Genomic DNA, 25253 nt, shown 5'->3' on the forward strand with positions numbered 1-25253 from the left:
CATTTATGAAACTAATCTCGATTTACTTACATACATTCTTGTTGGATGATAAATAAATAAAACTGATTTGTTTTTTATAGTGTTGATTAATTTTGAAGCAACTTCTGGAGCCACAGCTGGACAACCTTGACTTCTTCCAATATAACCTTGTCTGTTAGCTAGTCTTTTAGAAACATAATCTGCACCATGAACAACAACAGCTCTTTCTCTAGCATTGTCGTTTAATCCGTATTCTTGACCGTCTAATTTTAAAGAAATCCCGTGTTTTCCTGTATAAGTTTCACCAGTAATAAAAAAACCTAAGCTACTTTTAAATGATTCGTTTTGGTTAGAAAATGTTTTTGCAAATTCTTTACCAGAATTCATTCCATGAGAAACTAAAGTTTGTAAAACTATTTTTTTGTTTTCCATGTCAATTACCCACATTCTCTCTTTAGTTGAAGAAAAGCTAAAATCAACAATAGTTAAAATAGAGTTTTTTACTTTCCCTTGGATTTCTAAAGCAGAATATCCTTCATATGCTTTAATGAAAGTTTCTAAATTTGGTAATGTATATTGTCCAGCTTCAATTCCGTTATATAGTAGTTCTGTTTTTTCTTCAAAACTTAAAACTTTATTTTCTGCTAATTTTGCTGGCTTTGCTGCTTCAGTTTTCACTGAATCTGATTTATATATACTCTTAGATGTAGTTTTGGTAGTAGGAAAATTTAAAATAAATCCTAAAAAAACTAAAGGTAAAAATCTGTAAGTCATTGTTGTTCTTGTTGTTAGTTGGTTTGTTGATATCGCAAATATATAAGTTATTTCGAATAAAAAAAATTTTAAAGTGTTTTTTAACGATTATTATTTGCATTTCGTCGATTATTTTGCATTTCGTCGGATTTTTGAATTTAGAATCGTCTGTGAAATGGGTATGTTTCATATTTACAACAAGTTGAGCGTTTTTTGTAAAATATTTTTTTGATTTAAAATTTAACATTTTTTTTAGAAACAAAATCTGGCATACTCATACTAACAATTTTATTATATAAAATCACATTTATGGATTTAGTCAAAATAGTTAGTGGTCTAGCGTTATTTTCACAGTTTTCAATTGCACAAGCAGTTGATCCTGTGATTGAAGTTGAAAAAAGAAAAATTGGTACCACAAAAATTGGCAAATCAATAAAAATTGATGGTGTACTAAATGAAACAGATTGGGATAATGTTCCAGTAGCTAAAGATTTTATTATGTTGGAACCAGATAACGGTAAACCAGAACCCAATGAACGTAAAACAGAAGTAAAAGTCCTATACGATGATGACGCTATTTATATTGGTGCCATTTTATATGATAATGAACCTAATGCCATTCTAAAAGAAATTACAGAAAGAGATAAAGATGGAACTTCAGATTATTTTGGAGTGTTTATAAACGGGTTTAATGACGGACAACAGAGCTACTGTTTTTATGTTGGTCCAACCAATTGTCAGTCGGATTGTATTCAAAGTGCACAAGGTCCTGAGGATTATTCTTGGGATTCCATTTGGGCAAGTGAAACCAAACTAACTGATAAAGGTTGGGTGGTTGAAATGAAAATTCCGTATGCCGCTTTGCGTTTTTCAAATGAAGAAAAGCAAACATGGGGAATTAATTTCTTTAGAGAAGTTAGAAAACTACGTCATTCATTTACATGGAATAAAGTAGATAATAAAGCAGGAACTTTCACACAACAATCTGGTATTTTAGAAGGAATTGAAAAAATCAATACGCCAACTCGTTTGTTTCTTATTCCTTATGCTTCTTATTATTTAAATAGCTTAGGAAAAGATAAAGCCTTTGGAACTTTAAAAGGTGGTTTAGATTTAAAATACGGATTAACAGATGCTTTTACTCTAGACATGGTGTTAATTCCAGATTTTGGCCAAACCAAATTTGATAATAAAATTTTAAATCTTGGGCCGTTTGAACAAGTATTAAACGAAAATCGCCCTTTTTTTACAGAAGGAACCGATTTGTTTAACAAAGGAGACTTATTTTATTCCAGAAGAATAGGCGGTAAACCAACTCAAAAACTCAAAATGAGCGACGATGAAGAGATAGTTGAATCGCCAAGCGCTGTAGGTTTATTAAATGCAACAAAAATTTCAGGAAGAACAAAAAACGGATTAGGAATTGGATTTCTAAATGCAATAACCGAAAAAACAAACGTAGTAATTCGAGATACTATAACTAAAAATAACAGAATAGAGACTATTGAGCCATTAGCTAATTATAATATTTTAGTTTTAGATCAGCGTTTTAATGGAAATTCCTCAGTCTCCTTAATTAATACAAATGTTACTAGAAATGGCGAGTTCCGTGATTCAAATGTTTCAGCTGCAGTTTTTAATTTAAATACGAAGAAAAACACGTATAATGCAAATGGAGCTTTTAGATACAGTTATGTAAATAGCTATGAAAATTTAGATAACAAAAAAGGAATTTCAACAAATTTAAATTTAGCAGAAACGGCTGGTAAAATAAGGTATTCAATTGGAGGGCAATATGTTTCAGATAAATATGATAATAATGATTTAGGAGTTAATTTTCAAACCAATTATTTTTCTTTAAGCAGTAATGTAAATTATAGAATTTTAAATTCAACAGATAAATTAAATTCATTTCGTATAAATCTTAATGCGTTTGTACAATATGATAATAGTACACATTATTTACAAGAACAAAACTTTAATGTAAATTTAAATTTCACTAATAAAAAGAACCATTCAGCAGGAATAGGATTTAACGTGAATCCGTTTGAAAGATATAATTTTTACAACCCTAAAATGAAAGGAAGATATGTTGTTTTTCCTAAAAATTATGGTACATGGATGTGGATATCCAGTAATTATAATAATAAATTCGCGTTTGATATAGAACCAAACATTGGTATTGCTGAAGCAAAAGGCTGGTGGTATTGGGGTTTGATGGTGAAGCCTAGATATCGCTTTAGCGATAGATTTTCTTTAATTTATACAAGTAATTTCTATAACGAATACCAAGATTTAGGAAGAGTGGATCAAGTTGGTGATGATATTGTTTTTGCTAAAAGAGATAATAAAACAATAGAAAACAGTTTAGAAGGTAAGTTTTCTATATCATCTAAAATGAATTTTGGATTAAATGTTAGACAGTATTGGTCATTTTCGGAAAATAATTCATACCATAAATTATTAGAAAATGGGTATGTGGAAGAATATGCTTATGCTGATAATGCAAATGAGAATTATAGTTCTTGGAACTATGATTTAACCTATAGTTGGTGGTTTGCGCCAGGAAGTCAAATGACCGTTTTATATCGTAATAATGCTGAGTTTGAAAGTGATATTATTGATAAAAAATTCAATAAAAATTTAAAATCAGTATTTAATAATGAACAACTAAATCATACTTTTTCTATTAGTATTCGTTATTTTATTGATTACAATCAAGCAAAAAACGTGTTTAAATCGTAAGGTTAAAATTTGTTATAATGAAGCACGAAGAGTCTAAATTTTTAGCTAAATTCGTGCTTTAAACTTTTATCATGAATAAAAAAGTAATTTTAATGATTTTGGATGGTTGGGGACATTCTCCAGACCCGAAAGTTTCAGCAATTGATAATGCCAATACGCCATTTATAGATGCACTTTATAAAAATTTTCCGAATGCAGAATTAAGAACTGACGGACTTCATGTAGGTTTGCCAGAAGGTCAAATGGGAAATTCGGAAGTCGGCCACATGAATTTAGGCGCTGGCCGAATTGTTTATCAAGATTTAGCTAAAATAAATTTAGCGGTTCAAAATCATACTTTAAAAAACGAATTGCCATTAATTTCTGCTTTCAATTATGCAAAAGTTAATGATAAAAAAGTGCACTTTTTAGGTTTGGTTTCAGATGGTGGTGTGCATTCTCATACGTCACACTTACGTGGATTAATTGAAGCTGCGGAAGAAAATGGTGTAAAAAACACATTCGTTCATGCTTTCACTGACGGAAGAGATGTAGATCCAAAATCAGGAAAAAAATACATTCAAAATTTACAAGATTTTTTATCGAATACGAATGCCCAATTAGCTTCTGTTGTGGGAAGATATTATGCAATGGACAGAGACAGACGTTGGGAACGTGTAAAAATTGCTTACGATTTATTAGTAAAAGGAGTTGGTGAAAAAACCACTAATTTAGTAGAAAGTATTCAAAAAAGTTATGATGAAAATATAACCGATGAATTCATCAATCCATTAGTTTCTGTTGACCCTTTTGGAAATCCATTAGCAACCATTCAGGAAGATGATGTGGTGATTTTCTTTAATTTTCGTACAGATAGAGGTAGAGAATTGACAGAAGTACTTTCACAAATGGATTGCCACGAAGAAAACATGCATAAATTACCTTTGTATTTTGTCACACTTACCAATTACGACAACACGTACACGAATGTTCATGTTGTTTACGATAAAGATAATATTACCGAAACTTTAGGTGAAGTGCTTTCTAAAGCTGGAAAAAAACAAATCAGAATTGCCGAAACAGAAAAATATCCTCACGTGACATTTTTCTTTTCTGGCGGAAGAGAAGAGCCTTTTGAAGGTGAAACTCGAATCTTAAAAAACTCTCCAAAAGTAGCTACTTACGATTTACAACCTGAAATGAGTGCGTTCGAATTAAAAGACGCTTTAGTTCCAGAATTACAAAAAGGTGAAGTGGATTTCGTTTGTTTAAATTTTGCCAATGGCGATATGGTTGGACACACAGGTAGTATGCCAGCTGCCATAAAAGCTTGCGAAGCCGTTGATGTTTGTGTGAAAGAAATCATTGAAACTGCTTTGGCAAATAATTATACTACAATTGTCATCGCTGATCACGGAAACTGTGAAACGATGATAAACTCTGATGGTTCACCAAATACGGCACATACCACAAACCCAGTTCCAGTAATTTTAGTCGATAACGATAAAATACACATTCATTCAGGTGTTTTAGGCGATATCGCGCCAACTATTTTAGATTTAATGGGAATTGCACAATCAGAAGCCATGACGCAGCATTCGTTGTTGTTGAGGTAAATAAATTCAAAAAAATCATAAAAAAAACTCCCAATTTGGGAGTTTTTTTATAATAAATATCCAGAATTAAATCTGTTTAAATCTGCAAAATCCGTGTGCCTATTTAAAAATCAGAACCCGTAAATAAACTCTGATTCACTTCGTCAATATAAGTCAAAATTTCTTCTTTACCCAAAGTGCTTTCGGCAGAAGTTACAAAATATTGAGGCATTTCTGCCCAATCATTTGCTAGTAAATTTTTCTTATATGCTTCCACATGTTTGTGAATATGCGTTTTTCCTAACTTGTCCGCTTTCGTAAAAACAATACAAAACGGAATTTCGCTTTCTCCTAAATATTCAATAAACTCGGTGTCAATTTTTTGTGGTTCATGTCTAATATCGACTAAAACAAACGCACAAATTAATTGTTCTCTCGTTTCAAAATAGTCCGTAATAAATTGCTGAAATTTCGCTTTTGTCGTTTTCGAAACTTTCGCATAACCATAACCAGGTAAGTCGACTAAATGCCAGTTTTTGTTAATTAAAAAATGATTAATTAACTGTGTTTTTCCGGGTCTTCCAGAAGTTTTAGCTAGGTTTTTATGGTTGGTAATCATGTTAATTAACGACGATTTTCCAACATTAGATCTTCCAATAAAAGCATATTCCGGAATTCTGTCTTTCGGACATTTTTCCACTTCGGAATTACTAATTACAAATTCTGCGGTATTAATTTTCATATGTTTTAAAAAATTTAAAGCCACTCCAGAAGAATGACTTTAATTATTATATTTTTTTTTCCTCTTGCTCTCTCTCTTTTGGAGAGGGTTGGGGTGAGGCTATAATTTCTTTTCAGTTAACCATCCGTATAACAATTCGTTAAATTGGTCTGGTTTTTCCATCATCGCTGCATGTCCACATTTGTCAATCCAGTATAAACTAGAATTCGGAAGCAATTTTTTAAATTCATCTGCCACTTCTGGCGGTGTTACTTTATCTTGTTTTCCCCAAATAATACAAGTTGGTGCGTGCATTTTTGGTAAATCTTTTGCCATATTATGACGAATTGCACTTTTAGCAATCGTTAACGTTTTCAAAAGTTTAATTCTGTCGTTTACTGTAGCAAATACTTCGTCTATGATTTCTTTTGTTGCAATTTTCGGATCGTAAAATACATCTTCAGCTTTCTTTCTAATGTATTCATAATCACCACGTTTTGGGTAACTTTCACCCATCGCACTTTCATATAATCCTGAACTTCCAGTAATTACTAAACCTCTAACCAATTCTGGATATTGTTTCGTAAAATACAAACCAATATGTCCTCCTAAAGAATTTCCAACTAAAATAACGCGTTCATACCCTTTAAAAGTGATAAAATCTTTTACATATCTCGCAAATGCTTTCACATTTGTTTTTAATAAACTTTGCGTGTAAATAGGTAATTCCGGAATAATAACTTTGTATCCTTTTGAAGGAAAAAAATCAGCCACCCCATCAAAATTACTTAAACCACCCATTAATCCATGTAAAACAACTATCGGAGTGCCTTCTCCTGCTTCAAAATAGGTGTATTTTTTCTCTTTCTTTATCATAAATGCTGTATCGTGTTCAAATATTCAATATTTACAAAAATACACAAATTTTTCACATTTGTTTCATATCACGCATTATTAAATTGTTTAACGGCTAAATGCCTTATGTTCAATTTGTTTCCGATATAAACAATATAATTTACATGGTTTTTCTAATCAAATAAAAATTAGTTAAAAACTTCTAATCTTCGTTAATAAGTGTGTTTTCTGATGCTAAGTGGGATTTATGTCTTTTTTGAGCAAAAACTTATTAACAAAGTGGTAGTTTGTGGTAAAAAGTGGTAAAATATTTTTTAAATTTGTCTCATTATTAATTCATTCAAAAAAGTTGAATACATTTTTAGGAACATACGAGTGTAAAGTCGATGCAAAAGGAAGGCTAATGGTGCCTGCGCCTCTCAAGAAGCAATTGGGCAATCTTGAGGAAGGTTTTGTGTTGAAGCGTTCTGTATTTCAACCTTGCTTGGAATTGTATCCAATGAGCGAATGGAATAAAGTCATGCAAAAGATTAACAAGCTAAACCGATTTGTAAAAAAGAACAACGATTTCATCAGAGCCTTTACTGCTGGTGTGAAAATGGTTGAAATTGATGCAACTGGTAGGTTGTTAATTCCAAAAGATTTAGTGCTGTTTTCTAAAATAGATAAAGATATTGTGTTGTCCTCTGCGGTTTCAATTATTGAAATTTGGGATAAAAATTTATACGAATCAGCTTTAGATAATGCAATGGTAGATTTCGCAGATTTGGCGGAAGAAGTAATGGGTAATCAAAATGAAGACGAAGATGGAATATCATAATCCTGTACTTTTAAAAGAAACGGTGGAAGGTTTAAATATTAAGCCTGACGGAATATATGTAGATGTAACTTTCGGTGGCGGAGGACATTCACGAGAAATAATGAAACATTTAGGGCCAAACGGAAAATTGTTTGGTTTTGATCAAGATAAAGATGCATTAGCCAATACAATTGACGATGAAAGATTTGTTTTAATCAATGAAAATTTCCGATTCATAAAAAGATTTTTACGCTTTTATGGTGTAAAACAAGTGGATGGTATTTTAGGAGATTTCGGTGTTTCTTCTCATCAATTTGATGTGGCTGATAGAGGTTTTTCTACACGTTTTGACGGTGCTTTGGATATGAGAATGAATCAAAATGATACACTTTCAGCATTTGAAGTAATTAATGATTACGAAGAAAAAGAACTAAAACGTGTTTTTCTAGATTACGGAGAATTGAAAAATGGTGGTGCAATGGCAAATGTTATTGTTGCAGCCAGAGCCGATAAAAAAATCAAAAGTTCAGAAGAATTAAAAGAAGTTTTAGCGAGATTTTTACCTGGACATAAAGCCAATAAGATTTTAGCACAAATTTACCAAGCGATTCGTATTGAAGTAAATCAAGAAATTGAAGTACTAAAAGAATTTTTAACGCAAACTGAAGAATTATTAGTTTCTGGCGGAAGATTAAGCGTGATTTCTTATCATTCTTTGGAAGACAGATTAGTAAAAAGATTCATTAGAAACGGAATGTTTGAAGGGGAACCAGAACGCGATTTCTTCGGAAATTTTGAAGTACCTTTTAAAATTATCGAGAAATTAATTGTGCCTTCAGCTGCAGAAATAGAAATCAACAACAGAGCAAGAAGTGCAAAATTGCGTGTAGCTGAAAAAAAATAATGACAAAAGAAAGCAGTATATATAGTCTTTTAAAAGCGAAATTCTTAATTGATGATGACGCGCTTAAAACTTGGAAATTCATTATTTTCTTGTTTTCATTGGCTATGTTAATGATTTATTTTAACCACAATTACGACGAAAAAAATTATAAAATCACAAGATTAACCAATGAAGTAAAAGAGTTGCGTTCCCGATTTGTAGATACGCGTTCCGAGTTAATGAAACTCAAAATGGAATCTACAATTTCTAAAAAAATGGAAGAAAGACAAATTTTACCTTCATCAGTTCCTCCAAAAAAAATCGTAATACATAAACCAGAAGAAAAAAGCTTTTTCGATAAATTAAAAATATGGCAGTAAAAAAAGATAACATCATTTCATATAGACTCACTCTTGTAGTAGTCTGTGTTTTTGCGTTTTCTCTTGCCATTGCTGTAAAATTGTTCAATATCCAATGGGTTGGAGGAGATTATTACAGAAATTTAGCGAAACAACGAACGGTTAAAAACTTCGATATTCCTGCTAATAAAGGAAATATTTATTCGTCTGACGGAAGTTTGTTAGCCACCTCTATTCCGGAATATACCATTCGTTTTGATGCTGTTGCGCCTTCAGATGAAAATTTTGAAAAAAATTATGTTGCTCTATCGGATTCGTTAGCAAGACTTTTAGGAAAACCTTCTGGGGAATTTCAAAGAGAGTTGAGAAAAGCGAAAAACACAAAAAACAGATATTTTTTAGTCGCTAGAAAATTGAGCTTCACAGAATATATGCGAATTAAAAAATTCCCATTATTCAAATTAGGCGCGAATAAAGGCGGAATCATCACGGAGCAACAAACGGTGCGTAAACATCCAGTCGGATTAATTGCCAACAGAACAATTGGATACGAACGCGATGGGAATCAGGGAAAAGGTTTAGAATACGCCTTTCGTAAATATTTAAACGGAACAAACGGTCATCATTGGATGCAAAAAATTGCAAAAAATCAGTGGAAACCTATTTCTGATGTCAATGAATTAGATCCAGTTGATGGTTATGATATTATTTCAACTATTGATGTTTTTATTCAAGATATTGCACATCATGCTTTATTAAAACAATTAGAATTATACGAAGCAGATCACGGTTGTGTAGTGGTTATGGAAACTAAAACAGGAGAAGTAAAAGCGATTTCCAATTTAGGTAGAGCAGAAGATGGTTCGTATTTTGAAACGCAAAATTATGCGGTTGCCGAATCTCATGAACCAGGTTCAACTTTCAAATTATTAGATTTAATAGCACTTCTTGATGATAAAAAAGTAGATACTTCTAAAGTGTATAATACTAATGGTGGAATTATCACTATCAGAAATAGAAAAGTAAAAGATTCACATGATGGCGGTTACGGAAGTATTTCTTTAGCACGTGGATTTGAAGTGTCTTCTAACACGGTTTTAGTACAAGCGGTTCAAGAAAATTATAAAAATAATCCAAAGCAATTTACTGACAGATTAAGCAGTTACGGATTAAATGGGAAAATCGGAATTCAATTATTAGGAGAAGGAAAATCATACATTCCACAACCTGGAACCGATAATTGGAACGCACTTTCATTGCCTTGGATGGCTTATGGTTATGGAGTTTCAATGACGCCATTACAAACTTTAACTATTTATAACGGAATCGCGAATAACGGAAAAATGATTAAACCGATTTTCGTTAAAGAAATTAAAGAATGGAATAAAACGATTAAAAAATACGAAGCTGAGGTTATTAACGAAAAAATGTGTTCAGATGAAGCATTGGCTAAAGTGAAAGCAGTTTTAGCAAATGTGGTAAAAAAAGGAACGGGAAGTAAATTGTATTCTAAAGATTTTTCAATGGCTGGTAAAACCGGAACGGCTCAAGTAAATTACAGTAAAGGAAAAGAACACATGTATTATGCTTCTTCATTTGTAGGCTATTTTCCAGCTGATAATCCTAAATATTCTTGCATCATTGTGGTTCATAAACCCAATACGTCATTGAATAATTATTACGGAGCAGATGTGGCCGGACCAGTTTTTAAACGTATCGCACAAAAAATATTTACAGATGTTCCCAACACAAACAAGTTTAAAAGCATCAAATTAAAAAATGCAAAGCAAGATGTTTTGTATGCAGAATATGAAAAAAAATCGCAAGGAAATACTAATAAAATTCCCAATGTAAAAGGAATGGCGGGAATGGATGCCGTTTCCTTATTAGAGAATTTAGGATTGAAAGTGAAGTTTATTGGTGTGGGAAAAGTGAAAAAACAATCTATCAATCCAGGTGAAATTTTTAAGAAAAATCAAACTATAACTATAGAATTATCGTGAACATATTAAAAGACATATTATATAAAGTTACGATTGAAGCGGTTCACGGTTCAACGGATTTGCCTATTGAAAAAATCGAGTTCGATTCTAGAAAAGTTTCCAACAACGATGTTTTTGTAGCGATAAAAGGTTCGCTTTCTGATGGTCATCAATTTATTGATAAAGCGATTTCATTAGGAGCTTCAGTTGTGGTTTGTGAAGATTTACCAGCAACATTATTAGAAAATATCACGTATGTAAAAGTGCAAAATTCTAATCAAGCCTTATCGTTTTTAGCGGCGAATTATTACAATAATCCATCGCAAAAATTAAAATTAATCGGAATTACAGGAACAAATGGAAAAACAACAATTGCTTCGTTACTGTATCAAATGTTTAAAAAAGCAGGTTATAAAGTAGGCTTATTGTCGACCGTAAAAATTATGGTGGATGAAGTAGAATATAAGGCCACACATACAACTCCAGATTCGTTAACGATCAATCAGTATTTGGATGAAATGGTGGAAGTTGGGTGCGAATTCTGTTTTATGGAAGTTTCTTCACACGGGATTCACCAAAAACGCACCGAATCTTTACATTTTGAAGGTGGTGTGTTTACGAATTTATCGCACGATCATTTAGATTATCACGATACGTTTGCAGAATATAGAGATGTAAAAAAATCGTTTTTCGATAGTTTGCCAAAATCAGCTTTCGCTATAACGAATGTTGATGACAAAAACGGAATAGTCATGCTTCAAAATACGGTTGCCAGAAAAAGGACGTATGCCTTGAAAACGTATGCCGATTTTAAAGCACAAGTTTTAGAAAATCAATTATCAGGATTGGTTTTAAAAATTAATAACGATGAGGTTTGGACGAAATTAATCGGTTCCTTCAATGCCTATAATTTATTAGCCATTTATGGCGTGGCGCTAGAATTAGGAATAGAAAGTAATGAAGCGTTACGCTTATTGTCAGAATTAGAAAGTGTTTCTGGACGTTTTCAATTTATCATTTCTGAATCTAAAATCACAGCAATTGTCGATTATGCTCATACACCAGATGCTTTAGAAAATGTTCTAAAAACGATTGAAGACATTCGTACCAAAAACGAACAATTAATAACAATTGTAGGTTGCGGTGGCGATAGAGATAAAACAAAACGACCAATTATGGCCAACATCGCAGCTTCATTAAGCGACAAAGCTATTTTTACAGCAGACAATCCAAGAACTGAAAATCCTCAAACGATTATCGAAGAAATGGAAGCTGGAGTGGAAGGTCAGAATTTCAAAAAAACAATATCAATTCTTGATAGAAAGCAAGCAATAAAAACGGCTTGTCAAATGGCAAATCCAGGCGATATTATTTTAATTGCAGGAAAAGGCCACGAAACCTATCAAGAAATAAACGGGGTGCGTCACGATTTTGATGACATGCAAATCGTACAAGAATTATTAAAACAATTAGAAAAATAGTAAATAGTAAATAGTAAAGAGTGAATAGTAAAGAGTGTAATTGATGCGGGTAAACTTACCTAAAACCTTTTAAACCTATAAACTTTTAACCTTTTAAACCCAAAAATTATGTTATACTACATCTTTAAATACTTAGACGAAGCGTACAATTTGCCAGGAGCGGGTCTGTTTCAATATATTACTTTCCGTTCAGGAATGGCTGTGATTTTATCGTTGCTAATTTCTACCATTTACGGGAAAAGAATTATTGGTTATTTAAGAAACAAACAAGTTGGTGAAACAGTTCGCGAGCTTGGTTTAGATGGTCAAGTACAAAAAGCAGGAACACCAACAATGGGTGGATTAATTATTATTTTGGCAACGCTAGTTCCTGTTTTATTATTAGCAAAGTTGGATAATATTTACATCATTCTACTTTTAGTGACTACAGTATGGATGGGAAGTATTGGTTTCTTAGACGATTATATAAAAATTTTCAAAAAAGATAAAGATGGTTTAAAAGGACGTTTCAAAGTTATTGGTCAAATTGGTTTAGGAATTATTGTGGGTGCGACATTATACTTTCATCCAAGTGTTACTATTAAAGATGACGTAGTTCTTAAAAAACAAGGAATTGAAACGGTAATAAAATCGACTTCTCCAGAAGTAAAATCAATGGAAACAACCATTCCGTTTGTAAAAAATAATACGTTTGATTACGCAGAAGTATTATCATTTATGGGTGATGATTATCAAAAATGGGCTTGGTTGATTTTTATTCCAGTTGTAATTTTTATTATTACAGCTGTTTCAAATGGTGCCAATTTAACGGACGGAATTGACGGTTTAGCCGCAGGAACTTCTGCCATTTCAGTGTTAGTTTTAGGGATTTTTACTTTCGTTTCGGGTAACATTATTTTTTCTAATTATTTGAATATTATGTACATCCCAAATTCGGGAGAAATGACCATTTATATTGCAGCTTTCGTAGGAGCATTAATCGGTTTCTTGTGGTACAACACGTATCCAGCAACTGTTTTTATGGGCGATACAGGAAGTTTAACCATTGGTGGAATTATAGCAGTAATCGCTATTGCGGTTCGTAAGGAATTAATGATTCCGGTTTTATGTGGAATTTTCTTAGCGGAAAACTTCTCCGTGGTTTTACAAGTGGCCTATTTTAAATACACAAAAAAGAAATTCGGCGAAGGACGTCGCATTTTCTTAATGTCGCCGTTGCATCATCATTACCAGAAAAAAGGATATCATGAAAGTAAAATCGTAACACGTTTCTGGATTGTAGCTATCATATTGGCCATTTTCTCATTAGTATCATTAAAGCTACGTTAATGGAAGTCATTAATCGTAAATCATTAATCGTAAATCGTAAATAGAAAATGAGATTAGTAATATTAGGCGGTGGAGAAAGTGGTGTTGGAACCGCAATTCTCGGAAAGAAAAAAGGATATGATGTTTTTGTGTCTGATTTTGGAAAAATTAAAGAAAATTATAAAGAAGTTCTTACTATAAATAAAATTGCTTTTGAAGATGAAAAGCATACAGAGGAATTAATTCTGAATGCTGATGTAGTAATGAAAAGTCCAGGAATTCCTGAGAAATCGCCAATCGTAAAAAAGTTGTTAGAAAAAAATATTCCAGTGATTTCAGAAATTGAATTTGCAGCGCCTTTTACATCTGCTACAACAATTGGAATTACAGGAAGTAACGGCAAAACAACTACAACTTTATTAACGTATCATTTGCTAAAACAAGGTGGTTTAAATGTAGGTTTAGCCGGAAATATCGGTAAAAGTTTTGCATGGCAAGTGGCCGAAAATAAACACGATTGCTATGTGTTAGAATTAAGCAGTTTTCAATTAGACGGCATCATAAATTACAAGCCGGATATTGCTGTTTTATTGAACATAAGTCCTGATCACTTAGACCGATATAATTACGATTACAATTTATATATCGATTCCAAGTTTAGAATAACCATGAATCAAAATGAAGATGATTATTTAATTTATGATCAAGATGACGAAGCCATAACAAATTGGTTAGCCAATAATAAAATTAAAGCAAACAAATTGCCTTTTTCACTTACGAAAAAAATTGAAGAAGGCGGAAGTATTACAGAAAACAACGAAATCAATATCAACCTAAACGACGAAAATTTTATTATGCCAATCAACAAACTTGCTTTAGAAGGAAAACATAATGTTAAAAACACTATGGCTGCAACAACAGTTGCGCAATTAATGAACATTAGAAAAGCAACTATCAGAGAAAGCTTATCTAATTTTCAAGGTGCGGAGCATAGATTAGAAAAAGTATTGAAAATTAACAACGTTCAGTATATCAACGATTCAAAAGCTACGAATGTAAATGCTACATTTTTTGCTTTAGATAGTATGAATACACCAACAGTTTGGATTGTTGGAGGTGTGGATAAAGGAAATGATTACGATGAATTAATGTCATTAGTCCGAGAAAAAGTAAAAGGAATTATCTGTTTAGGGGTTGATAATAAAAAATTAGCAGATAAATTCGAAGGTTTAGTGGAGATGTTTGTAGAAACAACTTCTATGTCTGAAGCCGTAAAAATCGCTAACAAAATGGCTGAAAAAGGTGATACGGTTTTACTTTCTCCAGCTTGCGCCAGTTTCGATTTGTTTGAAAATTATGAAGACAGAGGAAAACAATTCAAACAAGCGGTACAAAATTTATAAGAAATATAATAATCTTGATTCTATAGGAGTCAAACATTAATAAGATGAACAAACTAAAGTATCTTAAAGGAGACAAAACAATATGGGCAGTAATTTTTTTACTAGCCATGGCGTCTTTCTTGCCAGTATATAGTGCCGCTACAAATTTAGTGTACACTGTTGGTAATGGAACGGGTTCTACTTTTATGCTTTTAATGAAACATTTTACGCATCTTTCTATTGGAATGGTTATAGTGTATTTTGTACATAAATTACCTTTCGAAAGGTTTAAAAAATATTCCATTTTTGCTATTTGGTTAATTATTCCTGCTTTGCTTTTTACATTATTGCAAGGAAAAACAATTGGTGGAGCGAATGCGAGTCGTTGGTTAACCATTCCTTTCGTGAATTTTTCCTTTCAGCCATCAACATTAGCATTTACAATTTTAATGGTTTATGTAGCGAGAACGCTAACAAAATTAAATGAAGGAACTTATACGTTCCAAGATTCATTTGTGAAAATATGGATACCTGTTGGTGCCGTTTTGGTTTGTGTGTTACCATCTAACTTTTCAACCACAGCATTAATGTTTGCCATGGTTTGTATGTTGCTATTTATCGGACAATATCCATTAAAATATTTAGCTATAATATTAGCTAGCGGATTTGCATTTTTGGCTTTGTTTTTTTTATTAGCAAAAGCATTTCCAGAGAAAAAAGCATTTAGCCGTGTAAATACTTGGGTAAGCCGTATTGAAAATTTCACAACTGATAAACCGGACGAGGATAAATACCAAATTGAAAACGCAAAAATAGCCATAGCTGTTGGAAAAATAAATGGGGTTGGACCAGGGAAAAGTATTCAGAAAAATTTTTTACCGCAATCTTCTTCCGATTTTATTTTTGCTATTATCATTGAAGAATACGGCTTAATTGGTGGTTATCTTTTGGTGTTTTTTTACATGTTGTTGTTTTTTAGGTTTCTAATTAGAGCAAACAAAACAACCAATATGTTTGGAAAATTACTCATCATTGGGCTCGGTTTCCCAATAATTATTCAAGCCTTAATTAATATGGGTGTTGCGGTGGAATTACTTCCAGTAACAGGTCAGCCTTTGCCATTAATTAGTAGTGGGGGAACTTCTGTTTGGATGACATGTTTGTCTTTAGGGATTATTTTAAGTGTAACGAAAAAAGAGGATGAAATTGCTGAAGACTTAAAAGATTTACAAGATAGAGAAGCCGCATTACAACGAATTATTGACAGAGAAGTTTCTGTAATGAATGAAGAAAATACTTCTGAATCTACTTCGGAAGAAGAACAAAAAATTAACGATATGAAATATTCTATTCGTGAATCATTAAAACAAGAAAACGAATTGGATAATCAAGGAGATAGTTTAGTAAATGGGCAAAACCCAATGAATGCTGTTTTAAATAAAAAGTAATGGGAAAACGATTTATAATTAGTGGAGGCGGAACAGGCGGACATATTTATCCTGCTATTGCTATTGCAAACGAATTGAAAGCGCAATTTCCTGATGCGGAATTTTTATTTGTTGGTGCAAAAGATAAAATGGAAATGCAAAAAGTACCGCAAGCAGGATATGAAATTCAAGGACTTTGGATTTCAGGAATACACAGAAAATTGACTCTTCAAAACGCTATGTTTCCAGTTAAATTGATTTCTAGCTTAATGAAGTCGTATTCTATTTTACGAAAATTTAAACCAGACGTTGTTATCGGAACAGGTGGTTTTGCTAGTGGAGCTGTACTGAAAGTTGCGGCTATGTTAAATATTCCTACTGTAATTCAAGAACAAAATTCATTTCCTGGAATTACTAATAAATTATTAGCAAAAAAAGCCAATGTCATTTGTGTGGCTTATGAAAATTTGGAAAGGTTTTTTCCGAAAAATAAAATACGATTTACAGGAAATCCAGTTCGTCAAGATTTAATTGATGTTACAAGTAAAAAGTCTGAAGCGATTTCGCATTTTAAATTAGATGCGAATAAAAAAACACTTTTAATTTTAGGTGGTAGTTTAGGTGCTAGAAGATTGAATCAATTAATTGAGAAAAATTTAGACTTTATAACAGGACTAGGTTTTCAAATTATTTGGCAATGTGGGAAACATTATTTAATTGATTATTCAAAATATAACGAAAAAGAAAACGTTCAAGTTACGGCTTTTATTGATAGAATGGATTTAGTTTATGCTGCTGCAGATATTGTAATTTCTCGTTCAGGAGCTTCTTCTGTTTCCGAATTATGTATCGTGGGAAAACCAACAATTTTTATTCCATCACCAAATGTTTCTGAAGATCATCAAACTAAAAATGCTAAAGCAATTGTAGATAAAGGTGGCGCAGTTCTAATCAAAGAATCTGACTTAGAATCGGAATTTAATTTGGTTTTTGAAGCTTTGGTAAAAGACCAAGGGAAACAAGAAAGTTTAATAGAAAATATCAAAAAGTTAGCCTTGCCAAATGCTACCAAAGATATTGTAGAAGAAATTAAAAAGTTAATTTAATTGTTTAAGGTTTCGAGTTTCAAGTTGGATAAACTGAAACAAAAACAACTTTAAACTTTAAACAAAAAATAAAAATGAATCTAAATCAAATACATAACGTTTATTTTATTGGCATCGGAGGAATCGGGATGAGTGCATTAGCGCGTTATTTTCAATTCATTGGAAAAAATGTGGCGGGTTACGATAAAACCGAAACACAATTAACCAACGAGTTACAAGAAAATGGCATAAAAATTCATTTTGAAGATGATGTGAATTTGATTGACGAGTGTTTTAAAAATACAGAAAATACATTAGTAGTTATTACGCCTGCCGTTCCAAAACAGCATTCTGAATGGAATTACTTTTTAGAAAATGGTTTCACGGTTAAAAAACGTGCTGAAGTTTTAGGAATCATTACAAAAGACACGTTTTGTTTCGCCGTTGCAGGAACACACGGAAAAACTACAACGTCAAGTATTTTAGGTCATGTTTTGTATGAAAGTGGTGTAGATGTTACGGCTTTTTTAGGCGGAATTGTAGAAGGTTATAATACGAATTTGATCGGTTCAGGAAAAACAGTAACGGTTGTTGAAGCAGACGAATTTGACCGTTCGTTTTTGCATTTACATCCCAACTTATCTTGTGTAACGTCTATGGATGCGGATCATTTAGATATTTATGGCGACGTAGCAGCAATTGAAGAATCGTTCAGAGAATTTGCGCATAAAGTACCAGCTGAAAATTTATTTATCATCAAAGGTTTGCCTTTAGAAGGAAATACTATTGCCGTAAATGTTGGTGCCGATTATGTAGCTCAAAATATCAGAATTGAAAATGGTTTTTATGTTTTCGATGTCAAAACAAAAGAGGAACTAATTGAGAATATAAAATTCGGATTACCGGGTCATCATAATTTAACGAATGCATTATTGGCTTTCGCAATGGCGAAATCTTATGGTGTGGAAAATGAAAAAATTAAAAAGGCATTGGCTACTTTCAAAGGAGTTCGTCGCCGTTTTTCATTTCAAATTAGAGAAGAAAATTTAGTATATATTGATGATTACGCACATCATCCAACAGAAATAAATGCCGTGCATCAAGCGGTTAGAGAATTGTACCCAAATAAAAAAATAATCGCATGTTTTCAACCCCATTTATTCAGTAGAACAAAAGATTTTATTGACGGTTTTGCAGAAAGTTTATCGCAATTTGATGAGATACTTTTATTAGAAATTTATCCCGCTCGCGAATTGCCAATGGAAGGAGTAAATTCTACTTGGTTGTTGAGTAAAATAAAAAATGAAAATAAACGTTTGGTAACTAAAGAAGAGTTATTAACAAGCTTTAAAAATTCAGACGCAAATGTGTTTGTAACCATCGGTGCAGGTGATATTGGCGAAATAGTAAAAGACATAAAAAAAATACTAAATGAAAAAGTTTAATTGGCAAAATATTCGTCTAGTATTGATGCTTTTCTTAGTAGTATTTTTGTATTCTTTTACACAGAGTAGAAACGAGAAGAGGAAGATAAGTAAGGTGCAAGTTGAATTTCAGGGCGATAACAAAATGTTTTTAACAAATGAAATGGTTAATAACTTGTTAATACAAAATTTGGGAGGCACTTCTTCAATCCAAAAAGAAAAAGTAGATTTGAAAGATTTGGAAAGTGTCTTAAAGAGACAGCCTTTTATCGAGAACGCAGAGGTTTTTACTTCTGAAGACGGAGTGTTAATAACTAAAGTTTTACAAAAGTCCCCTGTAGCAAGAGTTGTTAATAAAAACCGTAATTTTTACGTAGATAAAAACGGCAGTATTTTTCAATTGTCAAATAATTTTTCATCAAGAGTTCCTATTGTTCAAGGAGATATTGAAGGAGAATTCAAAAAGGGTTTCATTGAAACTTTTAGCGCTATTGAAAAAGATGATTTTTTAAAAAAGAATATCATCGCAATCACAATTCAGAAAAACGGAAGTATGACAATGCTTTCAAGAGAATATGATTACGAAATAAATTTTGGCAAACCCGTTTCAATTGAAAAAAAGTTTAAGAATTATAAAGCTTTTTATCAATACGCATCGAAAGATTCGTTAATCGGGAAGTACAAATCAATAAATTTAATTTTCACACAGCAGGTAGTGTGTTCAAAATAAGGAATAGATGATGAACAAAGAAAGTATTGGAGTAGGATTAGACATTGGTACAACCAAGATTGTAGCAATGATCGGAAAGAAAAATGAGTACGGGAAATTAGAAATTCTAGGTGTAGGAAAATCTAAGAGTTTGGGCGTGCATAGAGGTGTGGTAAATAATATCACGCAAACTATTCAATCTATTCAACAAGCAATTTTAGAAGCAGAAAACAATTCAGGTTACAAAATAAATGATGTAGTAGTTGGTATTGCAGGACAACACATTCGTAGCATTCAACACAGCGATTACATCAGTAGAAAAAAACCAGAAGAAGTAATTGGTGATTATGATATTGAACAATTAACTTGTCAAGTTCAAAATTTATCAATGCTTCCAGGAGAAGAAATTATTCACGCCTTACCACAAGAATTTAAAATCGACGGACAATCGGAAATTTTAGAACCAGTGGGTATGTATGGTGCTAGAGTAGAATCTAGTTTTCATATCGTAGTTGGTCAAGCAGCATCTATTAGAAATTTAGGTCGTTGTGTGAAAAATGCAGGTTTAGAATTAACAGGATTAACTTTAGAGCCATTAGCTTCATCAGATGCGGTTTTAAGTGAAGAAGAAAAAGAAGCTGGAGTGGCACTTATCGATATCGGTGGTGGAACTACAGATTTAGCGGTTTTCAAAAACGGAGTAATTCGTCATACAGCAGTAATTCCTTTCGGAGGAAATGTTATTACTGAAGATATTAAAGAAGGTTGTTCCATTATCGAAAAACAAGCGGAATTATTAAAAACACGTTTCGGATCAGCTTGGCCAGGTGAAAATAAAGACAATGAAATTGTTTCTATTCCTGGATTAAGAGGTCGTGAACCAAAAGAAATTTCGTTAAAAAACTTATCGAAAATTATTCACGCAAGAGTTGTGGAAATTATCGAGCAAGTATATGCTGAAATTAAATTATACGGACACGACGAGTCAAAGAAAAAATTAATTGCAGGAATTGTTTTAACAGGTGGTGGTTCGCAACTACAACACATTAAACAATTAGTAGAATATATCACAGGAATGGATACCAGAATTGGTTATCCAAACGAGCATTTAGCAGGAAATTCTAGCGAAGAATTATCAAGCCCGTTATATGCAACTTCTGTAGGTTTAGTAATGGAAAGTTTACGTAATCAAACGAATAGCGCAACGCCATTTGTTGAAATGAAAACGCCAGAACCTGTAGCAGTAATTGCTCCGGAGCCTGTAATAGTAGAAAAAGTTATTGAACCTGTTGTAGAAGAAGTAAAACCAACGCCAACAGTTTCAAAAGAAACACAAGAAAGAAAAAAGAAATACGACTTTAATAACCTTTTAGGGAAAATTAAAGAGTTTTTAGATAATGTAGAATAAGTGTTATTAGTAGCAAGTAACACAAAATAAAAAAAGCCAAATATATGGAGAGCAACAACGAATTTGGAAATATTACTTTTGATTTACCAAAAAATCAATCAAACGTAATAAAAGTTATTGGAGTTGGAGGCGGCGGAAGCAATGCCATCAACCACATGTTTAGACAAGGAATTGCAGGTGTAGATTTCGTAGTTTGTAATACTGATTCTCAGGCATTGCAAACAAGTCCTGTGCCAAATAAAATTCAGTTAGGTGTAAATCTTACGGAAGGATTAGGTGCTGGGGCAAAACCAGAAGTTGGACAACAAGCCGCTTTAGAAAGTATCGAGGAAATTGAAAAAATGCTTGATGCGAATACTAAAATGGTCTTTATTACTGCCGGAATGGGTGGTGGTACAGGAACTGGTGCTGCGCCAGTAATCGCACAATTAGCTAAAGAAAGAGGTATTTTAACAGTTGGTATTGTTACTATCCCATTTCAGTTCGAAGGAAAAAATCGTTCAGAACAAGCTATGGAAGGTGTCGAAAGATTAAGAAAACAAGTAGATTCATTAATTGTTATCAATAATAACAAATTAAGAGAAGTATACGGAAATCTTGGTTTCAAAGCAGGTTTCTCTAAAGCCGATGAAGTGTTAGCTACAGCTTCAAAAGGTATTGCGGAAGTGATTACCAATCACTTAACCATGAATATCGACCTTAAAGATGCGAAAACAGTTTTAAGTGATAGCGGAACAGCTATAATGGGATCTTTTGTTGCTTCAGGTGTGGATAGAGCTAAAATAGCTATCCAATCTGCATTAGATTCTCCGTTATTAAATGATAATAAAATTACTGGTGCTAAAAACGTATTGTTGCTTATCACGTTTGGTTCAGATGAAATTACTATCGATGAAATTAGTGAGATTAACGAATACATTCAAAACGAAGCAGGTCACAACGCCAACATCATTATGGGTATTGGTGAAGATGATAAGCTAGAAGAATCTATTTCAGTAACTGTTATTGCTACAGGTTTCAACATAGAACAACAAAAAGAAATTATAAATGCAGAACCTCAAAAGATTATTCATTCTTTAGATGGTGAGCAAAAAATTCAACACAATTTAACGCCAAATGCAGTTTCTACTCCAGTAGTTTCTGTAAATGAGCCAATTGTGAATGCTGTAACTTTTGAAGCAGAAGCACCAAAGGAAGTAGTAGCTGAAACAGCAGCAAAAATTGTTTTCGAATTAAATGATTTCGAAGTGGAACAACCACAAGCGATTCAAGCGCCTGTTTCAGATTTAATTCCAACATCGGATTATATTAAAAATTTAGATGTATTTTTTGAAAACGTTTCAGAACAAGTTAAACAACCAGTTGCCGTAGTGGAACAACCTACTTTTACAGTAGAAACTCCAGTACAATCGATTCAATATACGGAACCAGTTGCACAAGTTGCTCCGCCAGTTTTTGAAGTTGTTAAACCTGTTCAAGAATTTGAAATTATCTCTAATTCAGTTAGAGAAATTGAAGTTATAGAGCCAGAATTTGTTGTAGCAAATGACGATTTCAGCTTTTCTTTAGATTTATTCGAAACCAAAGCAGAAACAACTCAAAATACAATTGTTTTTGAATTAAGCGAAGAAACAAAAGAGATTAAAGTTAACGAAGCTGTTCAATTTTTCCCAGTGACAGAATTAGGTCAAGAAGGAATTATTAAATATACGTTAGAAGAAGAAATTGAAGAAACTTTTGAACCAGCTGCAACTATTATGCAAGCTGCCGAGCCAATTGATGAAGAAGTAAATTTCACAGTAAAGGCTGTTGCAACTAATGTAACTTCTGAAAACAACTTCAGTTTTGATGCTGCTACACCAGTAGAAATGTCTATTGAGGAAATTTTAAAATCAAGAGCAGAAGAAAGAAAAAATAAATTAAAAAGTTTCAATCACAAGTTCAACAATCCAAACAGAATTGACGATTTAGAAAAAGAACCAGCTTTTCGTCGTCAAGGATTAGATGTAACAAGTATGCCAAACCAAAATAATCAATCACGCATGTCATTAGGAATGGACAGTAACGACGACATTCAGTTGCGTTCAAACAATTCTTTTTTACATGACAATGTAGATTAAGCATAAAATAAACTAACCAATACTTTAAATCCCGACTTGTGATAAACAAATCGGGATTTTTTATTACTTTTGTTTTTGATTTTTTTAGCACCTATTCCAGCTATTCGCTATATCTTTTTTTGTCACAAATTTTTTAGTTTTAAACAAATATAAAATAACAAAAAAAGGATGCCGCTACTATCTGGGGTGAACCCTAAATTTCAAACAACATTACATTAATAAATACTTAAAATCAAAATATATGAGCTTATCTACACAAATTATGGATAGCATGAAAGAAGCAATGAGAGCCAAAGATACTGTGGCTTTAGAAGCTTTAAGAGCTATTAAATCAGAAATATTATTAGCACAAACTGCCTCAGGTTCTAAAGAAGAAATTACAGAAGCTGACGAAATTAAAATTTTACAAAAATTAGTAAAAATGCGTAAAGACAGCGCGTCTATTTTTACAGAACAAAACCGTGCCGATTTAGCAGAACCAGAATTAGCGCAAATCGCAGTTATCGAAAAATTCTTACCAGCACAATTATCAGAAGAAGAAGTAGAAGCAATCATCGCTAAAATCATTGAAGAAACAGGCGCGTCTGGAATTGCTTCAATGGGTAAAGTGATGGGCTTAGCATCTGCACAAATTGGTGGACAAGCTGAAGGAAAAACTATTTCTACTATCGTTAAAAAACTTTTAGTTTAATAAAGTTAGAAGTGGGAAGTTGGAAGCACGAAGTTTAGTCTTCCAGCTTCCCACTTCCAGCTTCAAATGGCTTCGTAGTTCAACTGGATAGAATGACGGATTTCGGCTCCGTTGGTTGCAGGTTCGAACCCTGCCGAGGTCACTTTCAAAGCATATTTATAAGGCTTAACGTTATTTTTAGTCAACATTTAGTCAACCGATATATAAAAATATAGTTTTCTACATTAAAAATGTTTTAACTAAAATGATGTTTAATATTAGATTGCTGAATAAATTAAGCAAAAAAAATCCTATCAGTTATTTGATAGGATTTTGCTTTTTATATAAAGGCAACAGAATAAAATTTTTTGTTTTTAATACATTGCAAAAACTATTAAACAAGCATTGCAAAATTATAATTAAAACTTTGTTACAGTCATTGCCTTTAATAACTGGGTTGTAATATCATAAAATATAAGCTTTGCAACAACAATTTTCTATTTTTGCAAAGCAATTGAAATAATTTATTTATGTTAAATTACTTTTCTTATTTCGTTCCAGTTGCAATCTACTAAACCAAACGTTTCAATTAGATTCCAAATTTCGGGTGTGTGTGTTTCAAATTCGTTAATAATATTTTCGGTGTCGGTATAAATAATTTCATGTTTTTTATTTTTTTCAGCTTCTTTTTTTTCAATAAGTAATACATCTGCAAAATCTGTTCCTGCTTCAAAATTCGTATTTTCGAGCCAATCATTAACAATTATATCAAAACCTAAGATATTGAGTTCGGTGGCTTTTTTAAACCAATCTGCATACTCGCTTTTATCAGGAAATGCAATAATTTTATATTGCTTAATTGGTTTCAGATTTTCATATTTAAAACCTTGTTTACTTCCTGTGGCTAACCAAATATATTGAGGTTTAAATATACTCATCATAATTGCTGTTTTTTCTCCCTCAACAAGTGCAATGGTTTTGGCATTACTTTCATTTATTAGGTGCAAACCGAATAAGCATTGATTAAGATTATAATCATTGATTGTTTTGGTTCGTTTTAAAATACTATGTACCCAATCTATTAAACTTTTGCCGTCTTCGTTTTTGTGTCGTTTGCCAGTTTTTGAAACATATTGTAAAATTTTACCAGCGTGAACCTTTTGCAAATTATCAATTTGCCAAAATATTGTAGCACCATTCCAACGCTTTGATGTTCCTATCAAATATTTTAGTATTGCTTCTTTTACTTCAGTTTCTGTAAAAATGGTTTTTAAGAACTGGATAAAATTATTTTCTTTGTAATTCCTACCACTTTGACTTACTAAATCGAAATTATGAAAACTTGGTTTTGGTTTCGGAATATTAACCACTTCAAAAGGATTATTAAACTCGCCTGTTGGTGTGTTATGAAAACCACAATTTGTTTCACGGTCGCAACGTCCAAAATCTTCATTCAAATAGTTTCCTGTTTCCGTTTCTTTATATTTTACAAGGGTTCGTTTGTTGCATTTTGGACAAACAAACTTTTTACTGCTTTTATCTAAATTGTATTTGTATTGTTTCATCGCATTTAAATTTTTACTGTTCAC

General features: G+C 32.3%; 20 protein-coding genes and 1 tRNA gene. 17 read left to right on the forward strand and 4 right to left on the reverse strand.

The annotated features are described in order from the left end of the window. Positions 1-3 precede the first annotated feature (3 nt). On the reverse strand, positions 4-753 hold the full coding sequence (locus tag G6N05_RS06130) for a murein L,D-transpeptidase catalytic domain family protein (RefSeq protein WP_166125741.1): 750 nt from the start codon (positions 751-753) through the stop codon (positions 4-6). A gap of 288 nt (positions 754-1041) precedes the next feature. Here G6N05_RS06130 and G6N05_RS06135 point away from each other — a divergent pair, with 288 nt between their 5' ends. Beyond that, positions 1042-3477 (forward strand): DUF5916 domain-containing protein, encoded by a 2436-nt coding sequence (locus tag G6N05_RS06135; RefSeq protein WP_166125743.1) that lies wholly within the window; start codon positions 1042-1044, stop codon positions 3475-3477. Positions 3478-3548: 71 nt separating this feature from the next. Continuing rightward, positions 3549-5072 (forward strand): 2,3-bisphosphoglycerate-independent phosphoglycerate mutase, encoded by a 1524-nt coding sequence (gpmI, locus tag G6N05_RS06140; RefSeq protein WP_166125745.1) that lies wholly within the window; start codon positions 3549-3551, stop codon positions 5070-5072. A 103-nt stretch (positions 5073-5175) separates the two neighbouring features. On the opposite strand, the gene yihA is transcribed toward gpmI, so the two are convergent. Together yihA and G6N05_RS06150 are read right to left on the reverse strand one after the other, a co-directional pair. Next, the gene (gene yihA, locus G6N05_RS06145; protein ID WP_166125747.1) at positions 5176-5793 is read right to left on the reverse strand and encodes a ribosome biogenesis GTP-binding protein YihA/YsxC; all 618 of its coding nucleotides are present in this window, start codon (positions 5791-5793) and stop codon (positions 5176-5178) included. 99 nt (positions 5794-5892) lie between these two features. Further along, positions 5893-6648, reverse strand: coding sequence for an alpha/beta fold hydrolase (locus tag G6N05_RS06150; RefSeq protein WP_166125749.1), 756 nt, complete (start codon positions 6646-6648; stop codon positions 5893-5895). A gap of 328 nt (positions 6649-6976) precedes the next feature. On the opposite strand from G6N05_RS06150, the gene mraZ reads away from it, so the two are divergent. The 15 genes from mraZ to G6N05_RS06225 all read left to right on the forward strand — a co-directional run bounded on the left by mraZ (position 6977) and on the right by G6N05_RS06225 (position 23827). After that, positions 6977-7447 carry a division/cell wall cluster transcriptional repressor MraZ gene (gene mraZ / locus G6N05_RS06155; RefSeq protein ID WP_166125751.1) on the forward strand — a complete coding sequence of 157 codons (471 nt, stop codon included), beginning with the start codon at positions 6977-6979 and terminating at the stop codon, positions 7445-7447. Next, a complete protein-coding gene (gene rsmH, locus G6N05_RS06160; RefSeq protein ID WP_187003022.1) occupies positions 7422-8330 on the forward strand; it encodes a 16S rRNA (cytosine(1402)-N(4))-methyltransferase RsmH in 909 nt (302 codons plus the stop codon). Before mraZ ends, rsmH begins: the two co-directional genes overlap by 26 nt. After that, positions 8330-8689: an FtsL-like putative cell division protein gene (locus G6N05_RS06165; RefSeq protein WP_166125753.1), complete on the forward strand. Its 360-nt coding sequence runs from the start codon at positions 8330-8332 to the stop codon at positions 8687-8689. Before rsmH ends, G6N05_RS06165 begins: the two co-directional genes overlap by 1 nt. Continuing rightward, positions 8680-10671, forward strand: a complete 1992-nt coding sequence (locus G6N05_RS06170; RefSeq protein ID WP_166125755.1) for a penicillin-binding protein — start codon at positions 8680-8682, stop codon at positions 10669-10671. The genes G6N05_RS06165 and G6N05_RS06170 overlap by 10 nt, the downstream gene beginning before the upstream one ends. After that, the gene (locus G6N05_RS06175) at positions 10668-12131 is read left to right on the forward strand and encodes a UDP-N-acetylmuramoyl-L-alanyl-D-glutamate--2,6-diaminopimelate ligase (RefSeq protein WP_166125757.1); all 1464 of its coding nucleotides are present in this window, start codon (positions 10668-10670) and stop codon (positions 12129-12131) included. Before G6N05_RS06170 ends, G6N05_RS06175 begins: the two co-directional genes overlap by 4 nt. A 108-nt stretch (positions 12132-12239) precedes the next feature. Then, positions 12240-13460, forward strand: coding sequence for a phospho-N-acetylmuramoyl-pentapeptide-transferase (gene mraY / locus G6N05_RS06180; protein WP_166125759.1), 1221 nt, complete (start codon positions 12240-12242; stop codon positions 13458-13460). Between the two features lie 47 nt (positions 13461-13507). Continuing rightward, entirely contained in the window at positions 13508-14842 is a 1335-nt protein-coding gene (gene murD / locus G6N05_RS06185) for a UDP-N-acetylmuramoyl-L-alanine--D-glutamate ligase (RefSeq protein ID WP_166125761.1), read from the forward strand. A gap of 44 nt (positions 14843-14886) precedes the next feature. Continuing rightward, the gene (locus G6N05_RS06190; protein ID WP_166125763.1) at positions 14887-16269 is read left to right on the forward strand and encodes an FtsW/RodA/SpoVE family cell cycle protein; all 1383 of its coding nucleotides are present in this window, start codon (positions 14887-14889) and stop codon (positions 16267-16269) included. Further along, the gene (gene murG / locus G6N05_RS06195) at positions 16269-17354 is read left to right on the forward strand and encodes an undecaprenyldiphospho-muramoylpentapeptide beta-N-acetylglucosaminyltransferase (RefSeq protein ID WP_166125765.1); all 1086 of its coding nucleotides are present in this window, start codon (positions 16269-16271) and stop codon (positions 17352-17354) included. Before G6N05_RS06190 ends, murG begins: the two co-directional genes overlap by 1 nt. A 74-nt stretch (positions 17355-17428) precedes the next feature. After that, positions 17429-18778, forward strand: coding sequence for a UDP-N-acetylmuramate--L-alanine ligase (gene murC, locus G6N05_RS06200; protein WP_166125767.1), 1350 nt, complete (start codon positions 17429-17431; stop codon positions 18776-18778). After that, on the forward strand, positions 18765-19487 hold the full coding sequence (locus tag G6N05_RS06205; RefSeq protein ID WP_166125769.1) for a cell division protein FtsQ/DivIB: 723 nt from the start codon (positions 18765-18767) through the stop codon (positions 19485-19487). The genes murC and G6N05_RS06205 overlap by 14 nt, the downstream gene beginning before the upstream one ends. A 10-nt stretch (positions 19488-19497) precedes the next feature. Beyond that, positions 19498-20874 (forward strand): cell division protein FtsA, encoded by a 1377-nt coding sequence (gene ftsA / locus G6N05_RS06210; RefSeq protein ID WP_166126027.1) that lies wholly within the window; start codon positions 19498-19500, stop codon positions 20872-20874. A gap of 44 nt (positions 20875-20918) precedes the next feature. Continuing rightward, positions 20919-22994 (forward strand): cell division protein FtsZ, encoded by a 2076-nt coding sequence (ftsZ, locus tag G6N05_RS06215; protein WP_166125771.1) that lies wholly within the window; start codon positions 20919-20921, stop codon positions 22992-22994. A gap of 241 nt (positions 22995-23235) precedes the next feature. After that, positions 23236-23685: a GatB/YqeY domain-containing protein gene (locus G6N05_RS06220; RefSeq protein ID WP_166125773.1), complete on the forward strand. Its 450-nt coding sequence runs from the start codon at positions 23236-23238 to the stop codon at positions 23683-23685. A 68-nt stretch (positions 23686-23753) separates the two neighbouring features. After that, positions 23754-23827, forward strand: a tRNA-Arg gene (locus G6N05_RS06225). A gap of 370 nt (positions 23828-24197) precedes the next feature. On the opposite strand, the gene G6N05_RS06230 is transcribed toward G6N05_RS06225, so the two are convergent. Next, positions 24198-25229, reverse strand: a complete 1032-nt coding sequence (locus G6N05_RS06230) for a DUF6371 domain-containing protein (protein WP_166125775.1) — start codon at positions 25227-25229, stop codon at positions 24198-24200. Positions 25230-25253 lie beyond the last annotated feature (24 nt).

The sequence above is a fragment of the Flavobacterium bernardetii genome, assembly GCF_011305415.1.
GTDB lineage: Bacteria > Bacteroidota > Bacteroidia > Flavobacteriales > Flavobacteriaceae > Flavobacterium > Flavobacterium bernardetii.

Excerpts from the sequence above, each read along its gene's own strand:
- G6N05_RS06130 (WP_166125741.1), bottom strand. The coding sequence starts at position 753 with ATGACTTACAGATTTTTACCTTTAGTTTTTTTAGGATTTATTTTAAAT.
- G6N05_RS06135 (WP_166125743.1), top strand. The coding sequence starts at position 1,042 with ATGGATTTAGTCAAAATAGTTAGTGGTCTAGCGTTATTTTCACAGTTT.
- gpmI (WP_166125745.1), top strand. The coding sequence starts at position 3,549 with ATGAATAAAAAAGTAATTTTAATGATTTTGGATGGTTGGGGACATTCT.
- yihA (WP_166125747.1), bottom strand. The coding sequence starts at position 5,793 with ATGAAAATTAATACCGCAGAATTTGTAATTAGTAATTCCGAAGTGGAA.
- G6N05_RS06150 (WP_166125749.1), bottom strand. The coding sequence starts at position 6,648 with ATGATAAAGAAAGAGAAAAAATACACCTATTTTGAAGCAGGAGAAGGC.
- rsmH (WP_187003022.1), top strand. The coding sequence starts at position 7,422 with ATGAAGACGAAGATGGAATATCATAATCCTGTACTTTTAAAAGAAACG.
- G6N05_RS06165 (WP_166125753.1), top strand. The coding sequence starts at position 8,330 with ATGACAAAAGAAAGCAGTATATATAGTCTTTTAAAAGCGAAATTCTTA.
- G6N05_RS06170 (WP_166125755.1), top strand. The coding sequence starts at position 8,680 with ATGGCAGTAAAAAAAGATAACATCATTTCATATAGACTCACTCTTGTA.
- mraY (WP_166125759.1), top strand. The coding sequence starts at position 12,240 with ATGTTATACTACATCTTTAAATACTTAGACGAAGCGTACAATTTGCCA.
- murD (WP_166125761.1), top strand. The coding sequence starts at position 13,508 with ATGAGATTAGTAATATTAGGCGGTGGAGAAAGTGGTGTTGGAACCGCA.
- G6N05_RS06190 (WP_166125763.1), top strand. The coding sequence starts at position 14,887 with ATGAACAAACTAAAGTATCTTAAAGGAGACAAAACAATATGGGCAGTA.
- murG (WP_166125765.1), top strand. The coding sequence starts at position 16,269 with ATGGGAAAACGATTTATAATTAGTGGAGGCGGAACAGGCGGACATATT.
- murC (WP_166125767.1), top strand. The coding sequence starts at position 17,429 with ATGAATCTAAATCAAATACATAACGTTTATTTTATTGGCATCGGAGGA.
- G6N05_RS06205 (WP_166125769.1), top strand. The coding sequence starts at position 18,765 with ATGAAAAAGTTTAATTGGCAAAATATTCGTCTAGTATTGATGCTTTTC.
- ftsA (WP_166126027.1), top strand. The coding sequence starts at position 19,498 with ATGAACAAAGAAAGTATTGGAGTAGGATTAGACATTGGTACAACCAAG.
- ftsZ (WP_166125771.1), top strand. The coding sequence starts at position 20,919 with ATGGAGAGCAACAACGAATTTGGAAATATTACTTTTGATTTACCAAAA.
- G6N05_RS06220 (WP_166125773.1), top strand. The coding sequence starts at position 23,236 with ATGAGCTTATCTACACAAATTATGGATAGCATGAAAGAAGCAATGAGA.
- G6N05_RS06230 (WP_166125775.1), bottom strand. The coding sequence starts at position 25,229 with ATGAAACAATACAAATACAATTTAGATAAAAGCAGTAAAAAGTTTGTT.